At 65.9% G+C, this 20301-nt stretch carries 19 protein-coding genes; 6 read left to right on the forward strand and 13 right to left on the reverse strand.

What is annotated here, in order from left to right:
• Window positions 1-343: 343 nt before the first annotated feature.
• The 13 genes from lpqB to cofD form a co-directional block, all read right to left on the reverse strand.
• Window positions 344-2155: an MtrAB system accessory lipoprotein LpqB gene (lpqB, locus tag OIE68_RS24360; RefSeq protein WP_327093425.1), complete on the reverse strand. Its 1812-nt coding sequence runs from the start codon at window positions 2153-2155 to the stop codon at window positions 344-346.
• Between the two features lie 2 nt (window positions 2156-2157).
• Entirely contained in the window at window positions 2158-4056 is a 1899-nt protein-coding gene (mtrB, locus tag OIE68_RS24365) for an MtrAB system histidine kinase MtrB (protein ID WP_419150793.1), read from the reverse strand.
• Between the two features lie 199 nt (window positions 4057-4255).
• On the reverse strand, window positions 4256-4933 hold the full coding sequence (gene mtrA / locus OIE68_RS24370) for an MtrAB system response regulator MtrA (RefSeq protein ID WP_062984230.1): 678 nt from the start codon (window positions 4931-4933) through the stop codon (window positions 4256-4258).
• A gap of 78 nt (window positions 4934-5011) precedes the next feature.
• A complete protein-coding gene (locus tag OIE68_RS24375) occupies window positions 5012-5659 on the reverse strand; it encodes a dTMP kinase (protein ID WP_327093426.1) in 648 nt (215 codons plus the stop codon).
• A 101-nt stretch (window positions 5660-5760) separates the two neighbouring features.
• Window positions 5761-7245, reverse strand: a complete 1485-nt coding sequence (gene ahcY / locus OIE68_RS24380; RefSeq protein WP_327093427.1) for an adenosylhomocysteinase — start codon at window positions 7243-7245, stop codon at window positions 5761-5763.
• 69 nt (window positions 7246-7314) lie between these two features.
• On the reverse strand, window positions 7315-8385 hold the full coding sequence (locus OIE68_RS24385) for an alkane 1-monooxygenase (RefSeq protein ID WP_327093428.1): 1071 nt from the start codon (window positions 8383-8385) through the stop codon (window positions 7315-7317).
• A 278-nt stretch (window positions 8386-8663) separates the two neighbouring features.
• Window positions 8664-9284 carry a TetR/AcrR family transcriptional regulator gene (locus OIE68_RS24390; protein ID WP_327101785.1) on the reverse strand — a complete coding sequence of 207 codons (621 nt, stop codon included), beginning with the start codon at window positions 9282-9284 and terminating at the stop codon, window positions 8664-8666.
• A 39-nt stretch (window positions 9285-9323) separates the two neighbouring features.
• Window positions 9324-9506 (reverse strand): rubredoxin, encoded by a 183-nt coding sequence (locus OIE68_RS24395; RefSeq protein WP_062984220.1) that lies wholly within the window; start codon window positions 9504-9506, stop codon window positions 9324-9326.
• Window positions 9503-9676, reverse strand: a complete 174-nt coding sequence (locus tag OIE68_RS24400) for a rubredoxin (protein ID WP_327093429.1) — start codon at window positions 9674-9676, stop codon at window positions 9503-9505. The genes OIE68_RS24395 and OIE68_RS24400 overlap by 4 nt, the downstream gene beginning before the upstream one ends.
• 79 nt (window positions 9677-9755) lie before the next feature.
• Window positions 9756-10994, reverse strand: coding sequence for an alkane 1-monooxygenase (locus OIE68_RS24405; RefSeq protein WP_327093430.1), 1239 nt, complete (start codon window positions 10992-10994; stop codon window positions 9756-9758).
• Between the two features lie 211 nt (window positions 10995-11205).
• Window positions 11206-11721 (reverse strand): NUDIX hydrolase, encoded by a 516-nt coding sequence (locus OIE68_RS24410; RefSeq protein ID WP_327093431.1) that lies wholly within the window; start codon window positions 11719-11721, stop codon window positions 11206-11208.
• A 76-nt stretch (window positions 11722-11797) separates the two neighbouring features.
• A complete protein-coding gene (locus OIE68_RS24415; RefSeq protein WP_327093432.1) occupies window positions 11798-13165 on the reverse strand; it encodes a coenzyme F420-0:L-glutamate ligase in 1368 nt (455 codons plus the stop codon).
• Complete coding sequence (gene cofD, locus OIE68_RS24420) at window positions 13162-14229, reverse strand: 2-phospho-L-lactate transferase (RefSeq protein WP_327093433.1); 1068 nt, start codon at window positions 14227-14229, stop codon at window positions 13162-13164. The genes OIE68_RS24415 and cofD overlap by 4 nt, the downstream gene beginning before the upstream one ends.
• Window positions 14230-14757: 528 nt before the next feature.
• Here cofD and OIE68_RS24425 point away from each other — a divergent pair.
• The 6 genes from OIE68_RS24425 to manA all read left to right on the forward strand — a co-directional run bounded on the left by OIE68_RS24425 (window position 14758) and on the right by manA (window position 20242).
• Complete coding sequence (locus OIE68_RS24425; protein WP_029901515.1) at window positions 14758-14991, forward strand: WhiB family transcriptional regulator; 234 nt, start codon at window positions 14758-14760, stop codon at window positions 14989-14991.
• A 60-nt stretch (window positions 14992-15051) separates the two neighbouring features.
• Entirely contained in the window at window positions 15052-15531 is a 480-nt protein-coding gene (locus tag OIE68_RS24430; protein ID WP_169338101.1) for a metallopeptidase family protein, read from the forward strand.
• A gap of 105 nt (window positions 15532-15636) precedes the next feature.
• The gene (locus OIE68_RS24435) at window positions 15637-16017 is read left to right on the forward strand and encodes a DUF3499 domain-containing protein (RefSeq protein ID WP_083898166.1); all 381 of its coding nucleotides are present in this window, start codon (window positions 15637-15639) and stop codon (window positions 16015-16017) included.
• 61 nt (window positions 16018-16078) lie between these two features.
• The gene (locus OIE68_RS24440) at window positions 16079-17449 is read left to right on the forward strand and encodes a phosphomannomutase/phosphoglucomutase (RefSeq protein WP_327101786.1); all 1371 of its coding nucleotides are present in this window, start codon (window positions 16079-16081) and stop codon (window positions 17447-17449) included.
• Between the two features lie 349 nt (window positions 17450-17798).
• Window positions 17799-19022, forward strand: coding sequence for a tobH protein (locus tag OIE68_RS24445; protein WP_327093434.1), 1224 nt, complete (start codon window positions 17799-17801; stop codon window positions 19020-19022).
• Entirely contained in the window at window positions 19022-20242 is a 1221-nt protein-coding gene (gene manA, locus OIE68_RS24450; RefSeq protein ID WP_327093435.1) for a mannose-6-phosphate isomerase, class I, read from the forward strand. Before OIE68_RS24445 ends, manA begins: the two co-directional genes overlap by 1 nt.
• The last annotated feature ends 59 nt before the right edge of the window (window positions 20243-20301 follow it).

Raw genomic sequence — 20301 nt, forward strand, 5'->3', positions numbered from 1 at the left:
CATCGAAGTACGCTACCACCGCCATAGCGATCACGGGTTCGCTGCTCTCGAAACCGCGACCGTCGCCGCACCGTCTGCGGGTGCCCAGATAGTCAGCTATCAGTCCGAGTACGAATGCGAGCATCCGAGAGACCTGCCATACGCGGTGGAATGCGAGTACATCGCGAATCTCGATATTCCCCCGATGTACGCTCCCTGGGTCCGAAAGCACTAGGCCAGTCGGCTGCCGAGCCGGACTCGAACGTATCCGCGCTACGCACAGGTACCGCGCACCCGCGATTCACCAGCTTGCCGATCCCTGGAAAATACCGGTTTTCCGGGAATGCAGGCCGTCGACGGGCTCTCAGCCGGGCAGTACCGGGACCGAGTTGTCGCCGTTGAGACCGGGCACCTCGCGCCAGAAGCGGTCGGAGGTCTGATCGCTGTACTGGAGTTGGAGCACCGCACGCGAATCTCCCACGTACTCGGCTTCCGGCGAGGCACTGACCACCCGAACGGGCGCGGTCAGATTCTGGCTGATCTGCGGGGTCGGCTGCGATCCGTCGATCGAAACGGTCGTCAGCGGATCGACATTGCCCTCCCGCGCGATGACGATTGTGTCCGCGGTGAGCCAGCTCAACGACACCGCCCGTGTGCTGAGTGTGAGTGCGAGCTGTATCGGCGAGGTGAGCGTGTACTTGCCGTCTGGGCGTCGTTCGACCACCGCCATATAGACCTTGCCGTCTGCGATGAGCGCCACACGCACACCGGTGCGCGAGACCCGCAACTCGGTGATCGGCAGGCGCAATCCCTGCGCCGAGGCCACCAGGGCCGAGATATCCACATCCTGTACCGAGACGTTTCCGGTGGCGCGATCGTTGACCGCGCGGATGACCCGTTCGCCATCGATCACGGCCCAGGCGGCTGTGCCGTCGGCATTCCAGGACGGTCGGCTGATGGCGGCCCCCTCGGCGACCGGGAAGGCGTTGCCGCCGTAGCTGCCGACCATCAGTGTGCGCGGCGGCTCCGGCGGCGGACGTCCGGCATCGGCGACCGCGGCGACCAATTGACCATCCGGGGAGAGCGCGACCGACTGCAGATTGTTCACCGCGCCGAAGTAGCCGGGCGGTGTGATCATCCCGCCGTCGGTGACCTGCACCAGCGAGCCGTTGCGCAGCGCGTGCAGTCCGATCTGGTTGCGCGCGTAGACAGCTGGGCTCAGCTGTTCGACATCGGCGACCGACCAGCCGTTGGCGGCGAAGCGATCGTCGAACGGTTTGCCGTCGGCGAGCAGCATGTACGGTCCGAGGATTTCCGCACCCGCCAGCGTGAGTACCACCTGTCCGGCAAGGAGTTCTTTATCGCGCGGGGACAGCCCGGCGGCACCGGCGAAATCGATGCGGACGCCGCCGAGCCCGACACCGACGTCGTTGTCGTCATTGTTCGGCTTGGTGATGGGGCCGCGCAGGGTCACCGGTGCGGCGAGTTCATTGCGTACGACCGAGGCGAGCGTGGGCTGGGCGCCCTCGGCCAGCAGGCTGAGCAGGCGTTGGGCCAGCTGGTTCTTGGCCACCGAGATCCAGCGCAGATCGGGGACGACGGTGGTGCCGGTCGGGTCGACGAAGTACAGGACGTAGCGCCGGTAGGACTTGGCGAAGGCGGTCTGCTCCATCACAACGCCGTCGGGCAGCTCATCGATGCGCCATTCGCCGTCGACCTTGGTCATTTCGATCTTGTTTTCCAAGGGCGCGTCGATGGCCCGATAGGCGCCGTCGGCGGCCAGTTCGCCGACCTTGTGCGCCCGGATCACATAGGTCGCCTTATCGCCCGAGCGCGATTCGCGCAGGGTATCGGCCCGGTCCACGATCAGTGTGCCCGCCGTGTCGTCCCACTGCGACGATGCCGATGGTGTCATGTACTGCCGTGCGGCCAGATGCCGGTTGGTCGGATCGGCGGTGGCCTGCAGGAAATCGCGGAGCAACAGGTCCGGATCGCGACCGCCGATGGGCGGCGGTGGACCGTCCGAGGTGGGCTGGCGATTGATGGTGCCGAGTGCCTGCGGTGCGGAGGATTCCGGCAGGCTCGCACATCCGGTGAGTACCATCAGCGCAGCTACGGCCGCCGCACCCAGCGCGGACAGCCGCAGCGTTGTACGCCTCGGATACCAGCTACGCATCCTCATGACTGTACGTCCCCGCCGTCACCCGGCATGCTGTGCCCGGCCTGCTTCGGTTCGGTGGATTCGGATTGCGCGGCCTCCCGTCCCGTGCCATTGGTGAGTCCGATCGAACCGACACCGTTCGAGTCGTCCGCGTCCGCTGCATCGGTGTCCGTCGCTTCCGCGGCAGTTCCACTCGGGAGCGCTTCGCCACCGTTGGTCTCGACGCGGATCACCGGCAACTCGGTGACCGTGGCTTCGGGTTCCGACTCGTCGGTGGCCGGATCCTCGGCCGGTTCCGGATCGACCCGCGGCGCGGGTAATGCCTTGCGCAGCACTGGTTCCAGCGGCAGCGGGCTCGCGCCCATCTTCTTGCCACGCACCAGCGGCAGCGTGAGCCGGAAGCTCGCGCCGATACCGATCTCGCCCCACGCCTCGAGCTTGCCCTCGTGCAGATTCGCGTCCTCGACGCTGATCGACAGACCGAGTCCGGTGCCGCCGGAACGCCGCATCCGGGAGGGGTCCGAACGCCAGAACCGGTTGAAGACCAACTTCTCCTCACCGGGCCTCAAGCCGACACCCTGATCGCGCACGATGACCGCGACCGCATTGGCGTCCAGATCGCCGCGCATCCGGATCAGCACCGGCTTGCCCTCGCTGTGGTCGATCGCATTGGCCAGCAGATTGCGCAGCACCCGCTCCACCCGTCGCGGATCGACCTCGGCGACCAGCGGCTCCTCCGGCATATCGATGACCACCTCGACACCGGATTCCTTGGCCAGATGCCGCACGGTGGAGATCGCCGCCCGCGCGCACATCCGCACGTCGAGCGATTCGACCTGCAGTTCGGCCACACCGGCATCGTGACGGCTGATCTCGAGCAGATCGTTGAGCAGACCCTCGAAGCGATCGAGTTCGGTCACCAGCAATTCCGAGCTGCGGGCCAGCGCCGGATCGAGATCGTCGCTGCTGCCGTGGATCAGGTCGGCCGCCATGCGGACGGTGGTCAGCGGGGTGCGCAACTCGTGGCTGACATCGGAGGTGAAGCGACGCTGCAGATTTCCGAACTCCGCCAACTCGTTGATCTGGTTGGACAGACTCTCGGCCATCTCGTTGAAGGCCTGAGCCAGCCGCGCCATATCGTCCTCGCCGCGCACCAGCATGCGTTCCTTGAGCCTGCCGTCGGCGAAGCGGCCCGCGATCCGCGCGGCCGAGCGGATCGGCAGCACCACCTGCCGGGTGACCAGTGCGGTGATCGCGGCCAACAGCACCAGCAGCACGACGCCGCCGATCAACATGGTGCCGCGCATCAGCGACAGGCTGCGCTCCTCATTGGCCAGCGGGAAGATCAGGTAGGTCTGCAGCGTCGGAATCTCCGCGCTCGGGCTGCCGATGATCAGCGCCCGGCCGTGGTAGCCGTCCGGATCCGCGACCGTGGCGAACTGGTAGCTGACCTGGTTGCGCGCGACGAAGCGGCGCAATTCCTCGGGCACCTCCTGGATCGGCCCGGTCGAGATCTGCTGCTGCGGGGTACCGCCGACAATGCTCAGCGCGGAATCGAAACTGCCTGCAACACCGGTGGATTGGCCGGTCCCGCCGCGGTTGGACAGCGCATTGCGGGCATCGATGAGCCGCTGCTGCTGGGTGCCGATATCGTGCACACCGGCCAGCTGGCTCTCCACCGTACTGCGGGCGCGATCCATCTCCTCGACCGCGCCGTTGATCTTCGCGTCGATCAGCCGATCGGTGATCTGACTGGTCAGCACCACACCGAGGATCGTAATGACGATCAGCGACAGGGTGAGTGTGGACACGATGACGCGCAACTGCAGCGAACGCCGCCAAACATGGCCGAGTGCGCTGCCGACTTCCTTGAGCCAAGCAACCACCGGCGCGAGGGACCGTTCGAGGCGCTGCACCACACCGGGCGAGGCGGTCGAACGATCCGCGTCGCCACCGATCACGCCTTCGCCTCGCTGGCGCTCGGCTCCGGCGTTCTCGCGAACGCTGTGTCCTTGGTTCGCTCGCTGCGCTCGCTCATGCCTACGCCTCGCTGGCGCTCGGCTCCGGCATGACCGAGCGACTCGGCTGTGCCTATGGTTCGCTCGCTGCGCTCGCTCACGGTGGCCCGGCCTTGTAACCCACACCGCGGACCGTCAGGACGATCTCCGGATTCTCGGGATCCTTCTCGACCTTCGCCCGCAACCGCTGCACGTGCACGTTCACCAGTCGGGTGTCGGCCGCGTGCCGGTAGCCCCATACCTGCTCGAGCAGGACCTCACGGGTGAAGACCTGACGCGGTTTGCGGGCCAGCGCGACGAGCAGGTCGAACTCCAGCGGTGTCAGCGAGATCTGCGCGCCGCCGCGGGTCACCTTGTGCGCGGGCACATCGATGACGATATCGGCGATGGAGAGCAGCTCGGCGGGCTCCTCCTCGGTGCGCCGCAGGCGAGCACGCACGCGGGCGACGAGTTCCTTCGGCTTGAAGGGTTTGACGATGTAATCGTCGGCACCGGACTCCAGACCGAGCACGACGTCGACCGTATCGGTCTTCGCCGTGAGCATCACGATCGGAACTCCGGAGTCGGCCCGCAGCACCCGGCACACGTCTATACCGTTCATGCCTGGCAGCATCAGGTCGAGCAGCACCAGATCGGGACGAATCTCCCGAACCGCCGCCAGCGCCTGCGTGCCGTCGCCGACCACATGCGGGTCGAACCCTTCCCCGCGCAAGACGATCGTCAGCATCTCAGCGAGTGCCATATCGTCGTCGACGACCAGAATCTTCGGCTTCATAAGTACTATGTTGTCATCTCTCGCGCTCGGAACGGGCCGCCACGCCAACACTGGTGCAATCCCGCCGCACATCCAACCTTATCCAGCAACAATTTCGACCAAACGAATAGTCAGCGTCGCCGGATCGTCATCGGATCGGTATCTCGACCACGGTCCGTACCAGTCCCGTTCGGCCAGCTCACGGTACACCTCGCCGGTACGGCGCTGTAGTCCGCCGTCGCGCTCGTAGGCATCGAGCGCGCGGCTGTCGTCGAGTTCGCCACGCAGCCGGGCACGCTCGGCCGCGACCTCGGTCGGCACGTCCAGCAACAGCTGCAGTGTCGGCACCGGCAACTCGAACCGGCCGAACTCCAATTCGCCCACCCAGCGCACGATTTCGCCGTCGGCCGACTGATGTAGGCGCGCAGCCGAATACGCGGCATTGGAGGCCACATAGCGGTCCAGGATCACGATGTCGTTGTCGGCCAACAGCTTCGACAGGTCGTCGCGCGCCGCGGCCCGATCGAGTGCGAACATCAGCGCCATGCCGTGTACCGAATCGGCGAGATCGCCATGGGCGCCACGCAATGCCTCGGCCGCGAGATCCGCATGGACGGACCGGTCATAGCGCGGAAACGCGAGTGTTTCCGCGCGCAGGCCCCGCGCACGCAGGTTCGCGACGACACGGTCGATCAGCGTCCGCTTCCCGGCGCCGTCGAGCCCCTCGACCGCAATCAACACGCCCATGGCGAGCAGGCTACCGCCAGGCCACGACACCTGACGACAGCGCCCCGCCGACCGGGTTCGGTCGGCGGGGCACAGGCCTTTTCGGCGCTACCTGCGGTGGCTCAGTAGCGGTAGTGATCGGGCTTGTACGGGCCCTCGACGTCGACGCCGATGTACTCGGCCTGATCCTTGGTGAGCTTGGTCAGCGTGCCGCCGAGCGCCTCGACGTGGATGCGCGCGACCTTCTCGTCCAGATGCTTGGGCAGGCGGTAGACCTCGTTGTCGTACTCCTCCGGCTTGGTCCACAGTTCGATCTGCGCGATCACCTGATTGGAGAAGCTGTTCGACATCACGAACGACGGATGTCCGGTCGCGTTGCCGAGATTCAGCAGCCGCCCCTCGGACAGCACGATGATGGACTTGCCGGACTCCTTGAACGTCCACAGGTCGACCTGCGGCTTGATATTCAATTTCGTTGCGCCGGAACGCTCCAGCGCCGCCATATCGATCTCGTTGTCGAAGTGACCGATATTGCCGAGGATGGCCTGGTCTTTCATCGCCTTCATATGATCGAGGGTGATGATGTCCTTGTTGCCGGTCGAGGTGATGACGATATCGGCCTGGCCGATTGCCTGCTGCACGGTGACGACGTCGTAGCCGTCCATCAGCGCCTGCAGCGCGTTGATCGGATCGATTTCGGTGACCTGCACCCGGGCGCCCTGTCCCGCAAGCGATTCCGCGCAGCCCTTGCCGACGTCGCCGTAGCCGCAGATCAGCACCTTCTTGCCACCGATCAAAACGTCGGTGCCCCGGTTGATTCCGTCGATGAGCGAGTGGCGGGTGCCGTACTTGTTGTCGAACTTGGACTTGGTGACCGAGTCGTTGACGTTGATCGCCGGGAACACCAACTCACCCGCCGCCGCGAACTGGTAGAGCCGCAGCACGCCGGTGGTGGTTTCCTCGGTGACGCCCTGCACCGATGCGGCGATCTTGCCCCACTTGGTCTTATCGGTTTCGAAGCGCTCGCGCAGCAGGTTCAGGAAGACCTTGTACTCGGCCGAGTGGTCCTCGTCCTCCGGCGGCACCAGACCCGCCTTCTCGAACTGCGCGCCGCGCAGCACGAGCATGGTGGCGTCACCGCCGTCGTCGAGGATCATATTGGCCGGCTCGCCCGGCCAGGTCAGCATCTGCTCGGCGGCCCACCAGTATTCCTCCAGGGTCTCGCCCTTCCAGGCGAAGACCGGGGTGCCCTTGGGCTCGTCCACGGTGCCGTGCGGTCCGACGACGACCGCGGCCGCGGCGTGGTCCTGGGTGGAGAAGATGTTGCAGGAGGCCCAGCGGACCTCGGCGCCCAGCGCGGTCAGCGTCTCGATCAGCACGGCGGTCTGAATGGTCATGTGCAGCGAACCGGAGATGCGCGCACCCCGCAGCGGCAGCACCTCCGCGTACTCGCGGCGCAGCGCCATCAGACCGGGCATCTCGTGCTCGGCGAGGCGGATCTCCTTGCGACCGAATTCGGCCAGCGACAGGTCCGCCACCTTGTAATCGATGCCGTTGCGGACATCGGCGGTCAGGGACGTGCGTGCGGGAAGTTCTGAGGTCGTCATCTGCCTCTATCAGCCTCTCCTGGTTCGTCAGTACCGGGTTAAGGCTAACCGCTGAGCGCACCCGCCGGATTACGCGGTCACGCCATAGGACATCAGGATCCGACGACGCTTACGCGGCTGGATATTCGCGAGGGTGATGTCGCCGCCGTAATGGGCCAGTACGCGGTGATCCATGATGTGCCGCCACAGCGGCGGGATGGCCGCGAACGCGATCATGGACAGGTATCCAGCGGGCAGCTGCGGCGCCTGCATCGAACTGCGCAGGGTCTGGTACCGGCGCCCCGGATTCGCGTGGTGATCGCTGTGCCGCTGCAGATGGAACAGGAAGATGTTGGTGACCAGATGGTCGCTGTTCCAGCTATCGCGCGGCGAGCAGCGCACGTAGAGGCCATTGGGTCGGCGGGCCCGCAGCAGCCCATAGTGCTCGATGTAGTTCACCGTCTCCAGCAGCACGACACCGATCACCGCCTGCAGCGCCAGATACGGCAGCACGTGCCAGCCGAAGACCGCCAGCAGCGTGCCGAACAGCACCACGCTCATCGCCCACGCCTGCAGGACTTGGTTGTCCAGGCTGAACCAGCGTTTGCCCTTGCGGGTGAGGCGCTCGCGTTCGAGCCGGATGGCGGAGCGGTATCCGCCGGAAACGCTGCGCGGCAAGAACTCCCAGAGTGATTCGCCCATCCTGGCGCTGGCGGGATCCTCCGGCGTCGCCACCCGCGCGTGATGGCCGCGGTTGTGCTCGACGAAGAAGTGTCCGTATCCGGATTGCGCGAGCGAAATCTTGGCCAACCAGCGCTCCAGATGTTCGACCCGATGCCCGAGTTCATGCGCCGCGTTGATGCCGATACCGCTGACGAACCCGAGAGTCGCTGCCAGCCCGAGCTTGTCGACCACGGCCAGCTCGTCGCCCGACCACATGACGGCGGCGATGACCAGACCGACCAACTGAACCGGCAGGAACAGATAGGTGCACCACCGGTAGTACCGATCGTTGGACAGCAACTCGTAATCCTCGTCGCGCGGATTGGTGCCGTCCACACCGACGACCCAGTCCAGCACCGGGATGACGATCAATACGATGATCGGCCCGATCCACCAGAAGACCGGAGCGCCGGTACGCAAGACCAGCTGCGACGGCAACAACGCGATCGCAGGAGCGATCAGGCCGAGAACCCACAGATGGCGTTTAGGGTCGGGCGACCCCGCCGGTTTGCCAACCGTTTGCACGTTTGCCCCGCTAAATAAGTACCCTAACTCCGACGCATGACAATACATACAGACCTTACGTCCGTTACACAGCAGCTCGGCGCCGAAAGATGTCAACCGTTACATGCGTGGCGGTTGGTTTTTAAGCACCCTCACATGTAGCCATGATCAGGGCATACTCGCCGCAAACGGTCAATTTCCCAGCGCTGGGATCAGTGCCGTTCGCGCGCGGCGAGAATCGCCTCGACGTACGGACTGAAAACGGCACTCAATTCGGCGGGCGCATTGCGCCCGGCCGCGGGTGGGGTCGGGATGTAGCTCAGCGCGATACGCACCAAAGCCTGTGCCAGCACGTCGGATTCGACGGCAGTCGCCTGCACCCAGCTGTGCTCGAATGCGATGGACAGCCGAGCGGTCGCATGTTCGAGCAACGGCTCGGCATCAAGGGTGATGAGCCGCAACAGATCCAGCTTCACCTCACCGGCGACCAGCGACTGGACCAGCGGGTCGGCGGCAGCCGCCTGGAAGAAATCGCGTAGCCCCTCTTCGAATGCGGCGCGCGCGTCGCCGATATTGCCGTCGATCGCGGAGCCGACATGATCGACCAGATCGTCGGCCAGGCGCAGCGCATAGGACTGCGCAAGCCCGGCGCGCGAACCGAATTCGTTGTAGAGGGTCTGTCTGCTGACACCGGCGCGGGTGGCCACATCACCGAGGGTGATCTTGGACCAGTCCCGCTCGGTGAGCAGCTCGCGCATCGAATCCAGGACGGAGGTGCGCAGGAGTTCCCGCGCCGCCTCCTGATAGGAAACTCTGGGTCCGTTGCGCGGCATACCCGCGAGGTTGTCACGGGCGGTTGCCGCAGTCAAAATTCACGACCGTTCGATCTCGACCATGTAGAAGTCGGCCTTGGCGGCGCCGCAGTCCGGGCAGGTCCAATCGTCCGGAATGTCGTCCCAACGGGTGCCCGGCTCGATTCCGTCCTCCGGCCAGCCCTTGGCCTCGTCGTACTCGAAGCCGCACTGGATGCATTGAAACAGTTTGTATTCACTCATTTGGGAACCCCCATCGGTTCGAAGTCGATCTTCTCGCGCACGCCGCAGTCCGGACAGCACCAGTCGTCGGGTATCTTTTCCCACCCCGTGCCCGCCGGAAACCCTTCGTGCGGTGCGCCTTTCAGCTCGTCGTAGACGTAATCGCAAACGGGACAACGAAATCTGCTCATGCCTGCGCCTCGCTGGCGCTCGGCTCCGGCATGCGCAATGCGCGCTGGCACATGATTCGCTCGCTTCGCTCGCTCATGGTCACGCCTCCGATGCGGCCGTGCCGTAGCGCGCGATCACCTTGTCCCGCTTGGCCGGATGGATATTGGCGCGGGTGATATCGCCGCCGTAATGCGCGAGCACCCGCTTGTCCATCACGCGCCGCCACAGCGGCGGGAAGTAGGCGAGCAGGATCATGCTGGCATAGCCGCTCGGCAGATTCGGCGCACCGTCCCAACTGCGCAGCGTCTGATATCGGCGGGTCGGGTACGCGTGGTGATCACTGTGCCGCTGCAGGTGGTACAGGAAGATATTGGTGACGATGTGGTCGCTGTTCCAACTGTGCACGGGGGCGGGCCGCTCGTACCGACCGGATGCGGTGCGCTGGCGGACCAGACCGTAGTGCTCGAGGTAGTTGACCGCCTCCAGCAGGCTGAAGCCGACTACCGCCTGCAGGATCAGATACGGCAGCAGACCGATTCCGAACACCGCGAGCAGGACCGCGAACAACACCACCGACATCAGCCAGGCGCTGAGCACTTCGTTCCGCAGACTCCACGACTTCTTGCCCAGTCGATCCAGCCGGGTCTGCTCCAGCCGCCACGAGGAGATGAAGCTGCCCCACACCGTGCGCGGCCAGAAGGCCCAGAACGATTCGCCGACACGGGAACTCGCGGGATCCTCGGGCGTCGCGACACGCACGTGATGGCCGCGGTTGTGCTCGATATAGAAGTGGCCGTAGAAGGACTGGGCCAGGGCGATGCGCGACAGCCAGCGCTCCAGATCGACCTTCTTGTGGCCGAGTTCGTGCGCGGTATTGATGCCGATGCCGCCGATCATGCCGATGGTGATGGCCAGGCCGATCTTGTCGACGATGTGCAGCCCGCCGTCGATGCCGAGCCAGCTCAGGTTGTCCGCCGTGATCAGGTAGCACCCCAAGATCAGCGTCGCGTACTGGAACGGCAGGTAGAGGTAGGTGAGATAGCGGTAGTACTTGTCGTTCTCCAGGTACTCCATCACCTCGTCGGGCGGATTGTCGCCATCCGGGCCGAAGAAGATATCGGCCAGCGGGATCACCACATAGACCAGCACCGGGCCCAGCCAGAACGGCACTTGGGCCAGCCTGTGCCAGCCGAATTCGTTGAATGCCCAGACCAGCGGAAGGCCGATGGTGAAAAGGCCGGTCGGCGCGAACAACCCCCACAGCCACATGTATCGCTTGCGGTCGCGCCAATCGGTCGCTGCGGCCGGGCGGCCAGGCGCATGGGTTTCCGTGGACATCGTTGTCTCCTCATCCAAGCGGCACATCACATGTGATGTGCAGTACCACTTACTTGGACATTAGAGATCAACTTGTCTTCTGTCTAGACAAATTTATGAATTTGTAAAGACTGGCGGAAACGGCAAATCGGACACCGCAGCACGCCCGATACGACGATCGCCGCGTCATCCCATCGAATGTGGGATGACGCGGCGATCGATCTGTGCAGATTCAGCGAAGCAGGACGTCGGCGTTGTCGGGGAGTGCGTCGACCGGCCACCAGCGCAGATCGGTGGATTCATGGCTGCGGATCGGGACCGCACCGGGCGGCGCGACGATGCGGAACAGCAGGTCGAGGTGGCGGGTCGGGACGCCGAGCGAGCAGGTGATCGGATGGGCCTGCGCACCATAGAGTTCGGCCTCCATGCGCAGGCCCGTCATGCCGGACTCCTCGGTCGCCTCCCGCAGCGCCGCGTCGGCCACCGTCTCGTCACCCTCCTCGCAGTGGCCGCCGAGTTGGATCCAACGGCCGACCCGCGGGTGCAGCGTCAGCAGCACCTCGCGCTCGTCGTGCGAAAAGACGACGGCAGAGGCCGTGATGTGACCGGGTGCGTGCTCGCGCAGACACCCGCGCGGCGCGGATCCGAGGAAGGCCAGCATCGCCTCGCGCAGCGAGGCATCGACCCCCGTCGCCTTCCACGTCTCCAGTAACTGGGTTGCCGAGGCGCGCAGCGAACTCGCGCTCACGAATGCGCCTCGCTGACGCTCGGCTCCGTCGTGCGCGGGGGCGCACTGTGCCCATGGTTCACTCGCAGGCGCTCGCTCACAGTTCAACCAGGCCGGGGCCCGGGCCGAAGACCGGACGTGGGGTGAGTTCTTCGAGGGGGTGGCCGATCGCAATGGCGCCCAGGGGGTTCCAGTCGTCGGCAAGGCCGAGAACCTCGCGGGTGGTCTCCGGCGCGAAGATGGTCGAGCCGATCCAGCAGCTGCCGATGCCCTCGGTGGCCAGCGCGACGAGCAGCCCCTGTACCGCCGCGCCGACCGCGACGGTGAACATGGTGCGTTCGTTGCCGCGCCGCCGCTCATCCGGATAGTCATGTGCGCCATCGGGCACGCAGAACGGGATGATCACCTCGGGTGCGTCGTGCAGGATGCGGCCGCGGGCGATGCGACGTTCCACCCGCTCCGGATCGAGACCGTCCGCGGTGAGATCGGCCCGCCACCGCTCGGCCATGGCCTCCAACAGTTGCGCGCGCAGACCAGGCTTGCGGACCCAGACGAAGCGCACCGGACGGGTGTGATGCGGCGCGGGCGCGGTGAGCGCCTTCGCCACCGCGGCGCGGATGCGTTCGGGATCGACTGGAGTATCGGCGAATTGACGGATCGAGCGACGCAGCAGCAACGCCTCGGAGCGCCCCTGCTCGATCGCCTCGGCCGTGCCGAGCCAGAACAGGTCATCGGTGCCGCCGCGCAGCAGATCCGCGGCACAGGAGCCGTCATCGGTGACCGGCAGCCCGCGCACCACCGCGACCGGGACACCACCGAGCTTGCCCTTCACCAGATCTGCGGCGGCGGCCAATTCGTCGGCCACCGCCACCTGGGTGACCTGCAGTTCATTACCCTGCCCGTCGACCGCGCCCGCATAGTCGTGCAGCACCCGCAATCCGGCGGCGCCGATGGCGGTGTCGGTCTGTCCATTGCGCCAGGCCCGGCCCATGGTGTCGGTGACGACCACCGCGACGTCCACCCCGAGGCGCCCGGACAGCGCGGTGCGCAACGCCTTCGCACTCCCATCCGGATCCGATGGCAGCAACACGAGCTCACCCTGCTCGACATTGGATCCGTCCACCCCGGAAGCGGCCTGCACGATGCCGAGCTTGTTCTCGGTGATCAGCGTGCGCCCCTTGCGCGCGAGTACGCGCACCGCCTCCTGCTCCACCAGCGCGCGGCGCGCGGTATCACGCTCCTCCGGATCCAGCGGCGCCTCGACGATGCGGCCCTCGACCTTGGCGACGATCTTGCTCGTGACGACCAGGATGTCGCCGTCGACCAACCAGGGCGCGGCGGCGGCGATATGTTCGGCGAGATCGTCGCCGGGCCGGAATTCCGGCAGCCCGGTGATCGGCAGGATCCGCAACTCCCCCGCTGCGTGATCGGCTGGTTCCGTCAATGGCTCTTGCGTACTGCTCATGGCTTCACCTCGCCGACGCTCGGTGCCGCCATGACCGGCGGCGCTGTGTCTTTGGTTCGCTCGCTGCGCTCGCTCACGCCGGCCAGGTCGAGCGCCTCCCGCACCATTTCGGCGGTGGTCGGCGGATCGGTCATCAATAGCGGCACGCTGCGCACTTCGACACCGGGCACATCCGCGGTATCGGTGCTGTGGATCAGCCATCCGTCCAGGATGCCGGTGGCCGAGCGCGCACCGTAGTAGCGCCCGATCGCCTCGGCGGTGGTTTCCACGCCGATCACCGAGAGGCATTCATCGGCCATGCCGCGCAGCGGCTTTCCGTCGATCACGCCCGAGATGCCGATCACCTTGGCCTCGGTGGTGCGCAGTGCGCCGCGAATGCCGGGCACCGCGAGGATGGCGCCGATGCTCACCACGGGGTTGGACGGGGCCAGTAGCACCGCGTCGGCCTCGGATATGATCTGTGTCACATTTGGCGCCGGTTTGGCGTCATCGGCCCCAATTGTGGCGAATCCGTGCGTCTCGATGTCCGCGCGGTAGCGAACCCACCACTCTTGGAAATGGATCGCGCGGCGTTCGCCAGGGTTGTCCGGGTCACTGACAACGACATGTGTTTCGCAACGATCGTCGGTAGCCGGGATGAGTTTTACGCCCGGCTGCCACCGGTTGCACAACGCCTCGGTGACCGCGGATAGCGGGTACCCGGCACGCAGCATTTCGGTCCGAACCAAGTGCGTCGCGATATCGCGATCCCCCAAACCGAACCAATCGGGTTGGGCATGATATTTGGCCAGTTCTTCCTTGGCGTGCCAGGTTTCGGCGACCCGGCCCCAACCGCGTTCGGTATCAATTCCGCCGCCGAGGGTGTACATGCAGGTATCGAGGTCGGGGCAGATCCGGAGGCCGTGCATCCAGACGTCGTCACCGACATTGACGATGGCGGAAACATCCGCATCGGGCAGTAGTTCCCGGACGCCCTGAAGGAAGCGCGCGCCGCCGACCCCGCCCACCAGGACGGCGATCTTGGGCCCACTTGCGGGTGCGGTGTCCGCTTGTTGTGGAGTCACATCGACACAGCCTATGCGCTGCCGGAGCGGCCGCGGTTCGCACTGTATTTGCCGGTCATTTGCTATTCCGTGTTCAAGATCAGCTACGGAAAGCGGTAGCGGATAGTAACGGAATTGCGACGGCGGCTTGACCATCGACACGTTCGGCGTGTCTAATCACAGTCATGTCATTTCGGGTTCGCGCGAGAGTTGAACGCGCGGACAGGTTTTCGAACACATGTTCGCACCGAGGTGGCAAGCTCGGGGATGTCCGCGGGACAACGTCGCGGGGTACGGCCGTCGGTGTGCGTGTTGGTCCGACGGAAAGAATCAATCTGCGCTAACACACAGTGAGGAGGCGGAGCGATGGCCAATGAGCTGGCCCCTTCGGGCATGCCGGGCGGCGTATCGCAAACCGATTCCACAGCAGGCGCAGCACGTGGCGTCTGCGCAGAGATCGGTCGGATCGAACCGGACCGGATCGAGCCTGAGATGACCGACGGAGTGACAGCACCCCGGCTCAGCTTGGTCGTGACGGGCTTCGACGAGATGTTCGAATCGATCGAGGAGCAGTGGCAGGAACGTGCCCTGTGCGCACAGACCGATCCGGAGGCGTTCTTCCCCGAGAAGGGCGGCTCGACCCGTGAGGCCAAACGGATCTGCATGGGCTGCGAGGTACGCGACGAGTGCCTGGAGTACGCGCTCGCACACGATGAACGCTTCGGCATCTGGGGCGGCCTCTCCGAACGGGAGCGGCGCCGCCTGAAGCGCGGCATCGGCTAGAACTTCGCGTCGGCCCGCCTCGGGTGCGCATAGCAGAGGCGGGCTGACTAAGTTTTAGTCATGGCCCGTTCACGTAATCGTCGTCCACCGACCGCACGATCGGTGATCCGTCGTGGACGCGGGGTGCGCGGGCCGATGCTCCCACCGACGGTGCCGGCCTGGCGCACCAGGGGGCAGCAGTTCGACCGGCTGGTCCTGGAGGCCTTCGCGCCCTTGGACACCCGGTGGCACGATCGACTCACCAAGCTCGATATCGCGGTCGACGATGTGCCGAAAATCCGTCCGCTGCACCCGGATTCGGTCACCTGGCCGGACGAGGTGGTGGCCGACGGACCGGTGCCGCTCTCGCGACTCATTCCGGCCGGCGTGGACCGGCACGGCGTGGCCACCCGCGCCCGAGTTGTGTTGTTCCGCAAGCCACTCGAACTACGCGCCGGCGATCCCGACGATCTGGTCGATCTACTGCGCGAGGTCCTCGTCCAACAGATCGCCACCTATCTCGGCGTCGATCCGGACATCATCGATCCCGAAGGCGCGTGACGAACACACCGCCGAGCGGGGTGAACTCGCCCGAAAACGCCGAATCCTTAGCGTGTCTGAGCACATCGGAACGTCGAGCGCGTTACTCTCATCGGCGTGATCCCCATGCGTCGTTGCTGCCGACCAGGTTGCAAGAATCCCGCTGTTGCGACGCTCACCTACGTGTACTCCGACTCGACCGCGGTGGTCGGGCCACTGGCGACGGTGGCCGAACCGCATTCCTGGGATCTGTGTGAAACACATGCTTCCCGCATCACCGCACCAAAGGGTTGGGAGATGGTTCGCCACGAAGGCGGATTCTCTTCCAGCACACCGGATGACGATGATCTGACGGCATTGGCCGAAGCGGTCCGCGAGGCCGGACTGCGCCGCCGTCCCCCGGAGCACGACCAGCGTGGCTATTCCGATTACGCCCCGCCCGCACCGCGCGCCACGCGCACCGGCCGGCGCGGACACCTCCGAGTACTCCCGGACCCGCCCAGCTAGCAGTCGGGACGGGACCGTGTCAGGGGCGTCGGCGCGAGCCACTAGGGTGGTCACCATGACTGTGGCCCGCTCTGCCGAATTCGTGAACGCGGTGATCAAGGCTTATGACGTTCGCGGGGTCGTCGGTGAACAGATCGACGGAGAATTCGTCAAGGATGTGGGGGCCGCGTTCGCGCGATTGATGCGCGCCGAGGGCGCGACCCGCGTGGTCATCGGACACGATATGCGCGAGTCCTCCCCGGAACTGGCCGCCACCTTCGCCGACGGCGTACTCGGCCAGGGTCTCGATGTGGTGCACATCGGACTCGCCTCGACCGATCAGCTCTACTTCGCCTCGGGTGACCTCGATTGTCCCGGCGCGATGTTCACCGCCAGCCACAATCCGGCCCGCTACAACGGCATCAAGCTGTGCCGCGCGAAGGCGCTTCCGGTCGGTCAGGACACCGGTCTGGCGACGATCAAGGACGAGGTGATCAACGGGGTACCGGGCTACGCCGGAACGCCGGGCAGCGCCACGAAAGTCGATCTGCTGGCCGATTACGCGAAGTTCCTGCGCAGGCTGGTCGATCTCGACGATATCCGCCCGCTCACCATCGCGGTGGACGCGGGCAACGGCATGGGCGGGCACACCGTGCCCGAGGTGCTGGGCACCGTGGCGCAGCTGACCCTGGTGCCGCTCTACTTCGAGTTGGACGGCTCGTTCCCCAATCACGAGGCCAATCCGCTCGATCCGAAGAATCTGGAGGATCTGCAGGAGCTGGTCCGCAAGTCCGGCGCCGATATCGGCCTCGCCTTCGACGGCGACGCCGACCGCTGCTTTGTGGTGGACGAGAACGGCAATCCGATTTCGCCATCGGCGATCACCGCGCTGGTCGCCGAGCGTGAGCTGGCCAAGGAACCGGGCGCGGTCATCATCCACAACCTGATCACCTCGCACGCGGTACCCGAACTCGTGCACGAACTCGGCGGCAGCCCGGTGCGCACCCGGGTCGGGCATTCGTTCATCAAGCAGGAGATGGCGGCCACCGGCGCGGTATTCGGCGGTGAGCATTCCGCGCACTACTACTTCCGCGATTTCTGGGGCGCCGATTCCGGCATGCTCGCGGCCCTGCACGTACTCGCGGCGCTCGGCGAGAAGGACCGGCCGATTTCGGAGCTCATGTCGTCGTACGAAACATATGCGGCGTCCGGAGAGATCAACTCGACAGTGCCGGACGCGAAGGAGCGGACGATGGCTGTAGTGGACGCATTCGGGGATCGGGCCATATCGGTGGACCGGTTGGACGGGGTCACCGTCCAGCTCGCCGATGACGCCTGGTTCAATCTTCGCGCGTCGAATACCGAACCGTTGCTGCGGCTGAATGTCGAGGCCCGGTCGACGGAGGAAGTAGACGCACTCGTGACCGAGATTCTGGGCATCGTCCGGTCCTGACTGGGATAGTGGAATCACATGGGAATGCAGTCACTCGCGCGGGATTCGGCGAGCGGGGAAGTATACGGCTCAGCCCGATACCGAGATTCCGGGCATCGTCCGGTCCTGACTGGGATAGTGGAATCACAGCCGGAATGGACGCGCAGGCTCACGATTCGACGCCCGAGGAAGGGGAGGGCTCAGCCCGATACCGCGATTCTGAGCATCGTTCGCTCCTGACTGGAATAGTGGAATTACAGACGTTGGATTCGCCCGACCCGGGCGCCCGTGTCGATCCCTCCGAGTCGACAGCCCGGGTGGGAGCAGGGCGGGACCGCACACAGCGCGATGAGGGGAGGTGTGACGCCCGATGATCGCTGGAACACCGGTGCTCGACCTCGACGATGCCGCTTCGCTCGAGGCCGCCGATGTCGGCGGCGCCCTGCGCTCTGCGGCATCCGGCGGCGCGCAGGTACGCGCGACCGCGGCAGCAATCGGTGAGCACGCACTCGCGCGCCTCGCGGATCTGCGGCCACGCAGCGTGGTGTTGGTCTCCGGCTCGGGCCGGGCGGCTCGCGCCGCGAGTCTGATCGTCGCCGCACTCGGCGACCGTGCCGGCCTACCCGTGGTCCCGGTCGCTGCCCTTCCGCCATGGGTCGGCCCGCTGGACGTGGTGCTCGTCGCGGGTGACGACGCGGGCGATCCCCGGCTGATCGATGCGGTCGACCGGGCACAGCGCCGAGGCGCGGAGGTTGTGGTCGCCGCGCCGCACGAAGGTCCGCTGCGGGCCGCTGCGGCCGGGCGTACCTCACTGCTGGAGCCGCGGATTCCGGTACTGGACCACAATCGGCTGCTGCGCTTCCTCGCGGCCTGTATCGCGGTGCTGCGCATCGTCGATCCGACCCGCTCCGGCGCGGCCGTACCCGATCTGACCGAGCTGGCCGATGTGCTCGATGCCGAGGCATTGCGCGATGGCCCGCACAACGAGGTCTTCCACAATCCGGCCAAGACGCTGGCCGCGCGCATGCAGCAGCGCGCCGTCGTGCTGGCCGGCGACTCCCCGGCCGCCAACGAACTCGCCGAGCACGGCGCCGAGGTGCTGTTGCAGTCGGCGGGCAAGGTTGCCACCGCGGTGGATCTGGCCGAGGCGGTGGCTGCCAATCCCCGAATGGTCGAGGCCGCAGGCGAATCCACGCCCAACTTCGATCCGCTGTTCCACGACGAGGAACTCGACGGACCAGCGCCGGTGGAGCGCGTCCGGGTGTTCGTGCTCAGCGCGGATCTGGATCAGGCCGCGGCGCGTCGCCGGCTCGCCGTCTTCGGCGGCAACGGATCGGGTCTGGTCGACGCCGATCTGGTGAGCGCGGATATCGAACCGCTGCACACCTCACTCACCGATCCCGCCGCGCCCATGCCTGCCAGAGTGGATGATTCGGGCGCGCCGCTGCCCGGCACCATCGCCCATGCCAGCGAACTCGAACAACTCGCGGTGCTCGCGCTGCGCTTGGAGATGGCCGCCGCCTATCTGCGGTTGATCGGCTCGCGCAGCGGTGCGACACAGCCCACGGAACAGCTCGACGGGGGACACTACTAGTGCACGAACTCGTTGGTGCGCTGCGTTCCTATGCCTGGGGTTCACGCACCGCACTCGCTCAGTTGTGCGGCCGACCGGTCCCTTCCGCGCATCCGGAGGCGGAGCTGTGGTTCGGCGCGCATCCCGCCGATCCAGCGTATGTCCGCTTGGAGAACAGCACCCGCTCACTGCTGGAATTGGTCGCGGACGATCCGGAGCGTGAACTCGGCGCCGCCGCACCGGAATTCGGCGGGCGGCTGCCGTTCCTGTTGAAGATCCTGGCCGCCGAGGAACCGCTATCGCTGCAGGCGCATCCGAGTTCGGCGCAGGCGCGGGCCGGATTCGAGCGCGAGAACCACGCGCGGGTGCCGCTGGATTCGCCGATGCGCAACTATCGCGACGAGAACCACAAGCCGGAACTGGTTGTCGCGCTGGACCGGTTCGAGGCGCTGGCCGGATTCCGGGATCCACGTCGCACGGTCGAGCTATTGCGCGCACTGGATGTGCCGGGACTGCGCTCATATGCGGACCTGCTTGCCGCCCAACCCGATTCGGCCGGACTGCGGACGCTGTTCACGACCTGGATCACGCTGCCGCAGAATGTCCTCGGCACACTGCTCCCCCAGGTGCTCGACGGATGCGTCCGCTATCTCTCGGTGAAGGGCGCCCGGGAGTTCACCGCCGAGGCGCGCACCACACTCGAACTCGCCGAGGCATATCCGGGCGACACCGGTGTGCTGGCCGCACTGCTGCTCAATCGGCTGACGCTGGAACCAGGACAGGGACTGTTCCTCGCGGCGGGCAATCTGCACGCATATCTGCGCGGACTCGGTGTGGAGATCATGGCCAATTCCGACAATGTGCTGCGCGGTGGTCTCACGCCCAAGCATGTCGATGTGCCGGAGTTGCTGCGGGTGCTGGACTTCGAGCCGATCGATCTGCCGGTGGTGCTACCGGAACCGGCGGGTGACGGGTCGGTGCGCTATCGGACACCCGCGCCGGAGTTCGCGCTGCGGCGGTTCGACCTGACCGCGGGATCCGGGCAAGTGCCGCTGACAGCCGCGGGACCGGGAATCGTGCTGTGCACGACGGGCACGGTGCGGCTGTTGCAAGGGGAGAACGAGCTGGTGCTGGAACGCGGTGCGGCGGCGTGGATATCGGCGGCCGACACCGAGATTCGCGCCCAGGCCGTCGACGGCGACGCCCAGTTGTTCTGCGCCTGCGTCGGTGGCGGCAACTGACCTGTCCGCCAAGTCTGCTCCTATGCTGCCTTAGGCTGTTCGTTCGACGGCCTTCTGAC

It is taken from the genome of Nocardia vinacea (genome assembly GCF_035920345.1).
In the GTDB taxonomy this organism is placed as follows: Bacteria; Actinomycetota; Actinomycetes; order Mycobacteriales; family Mycobacteriaceae; genus Nocardia; species Nocardia vinacea_A.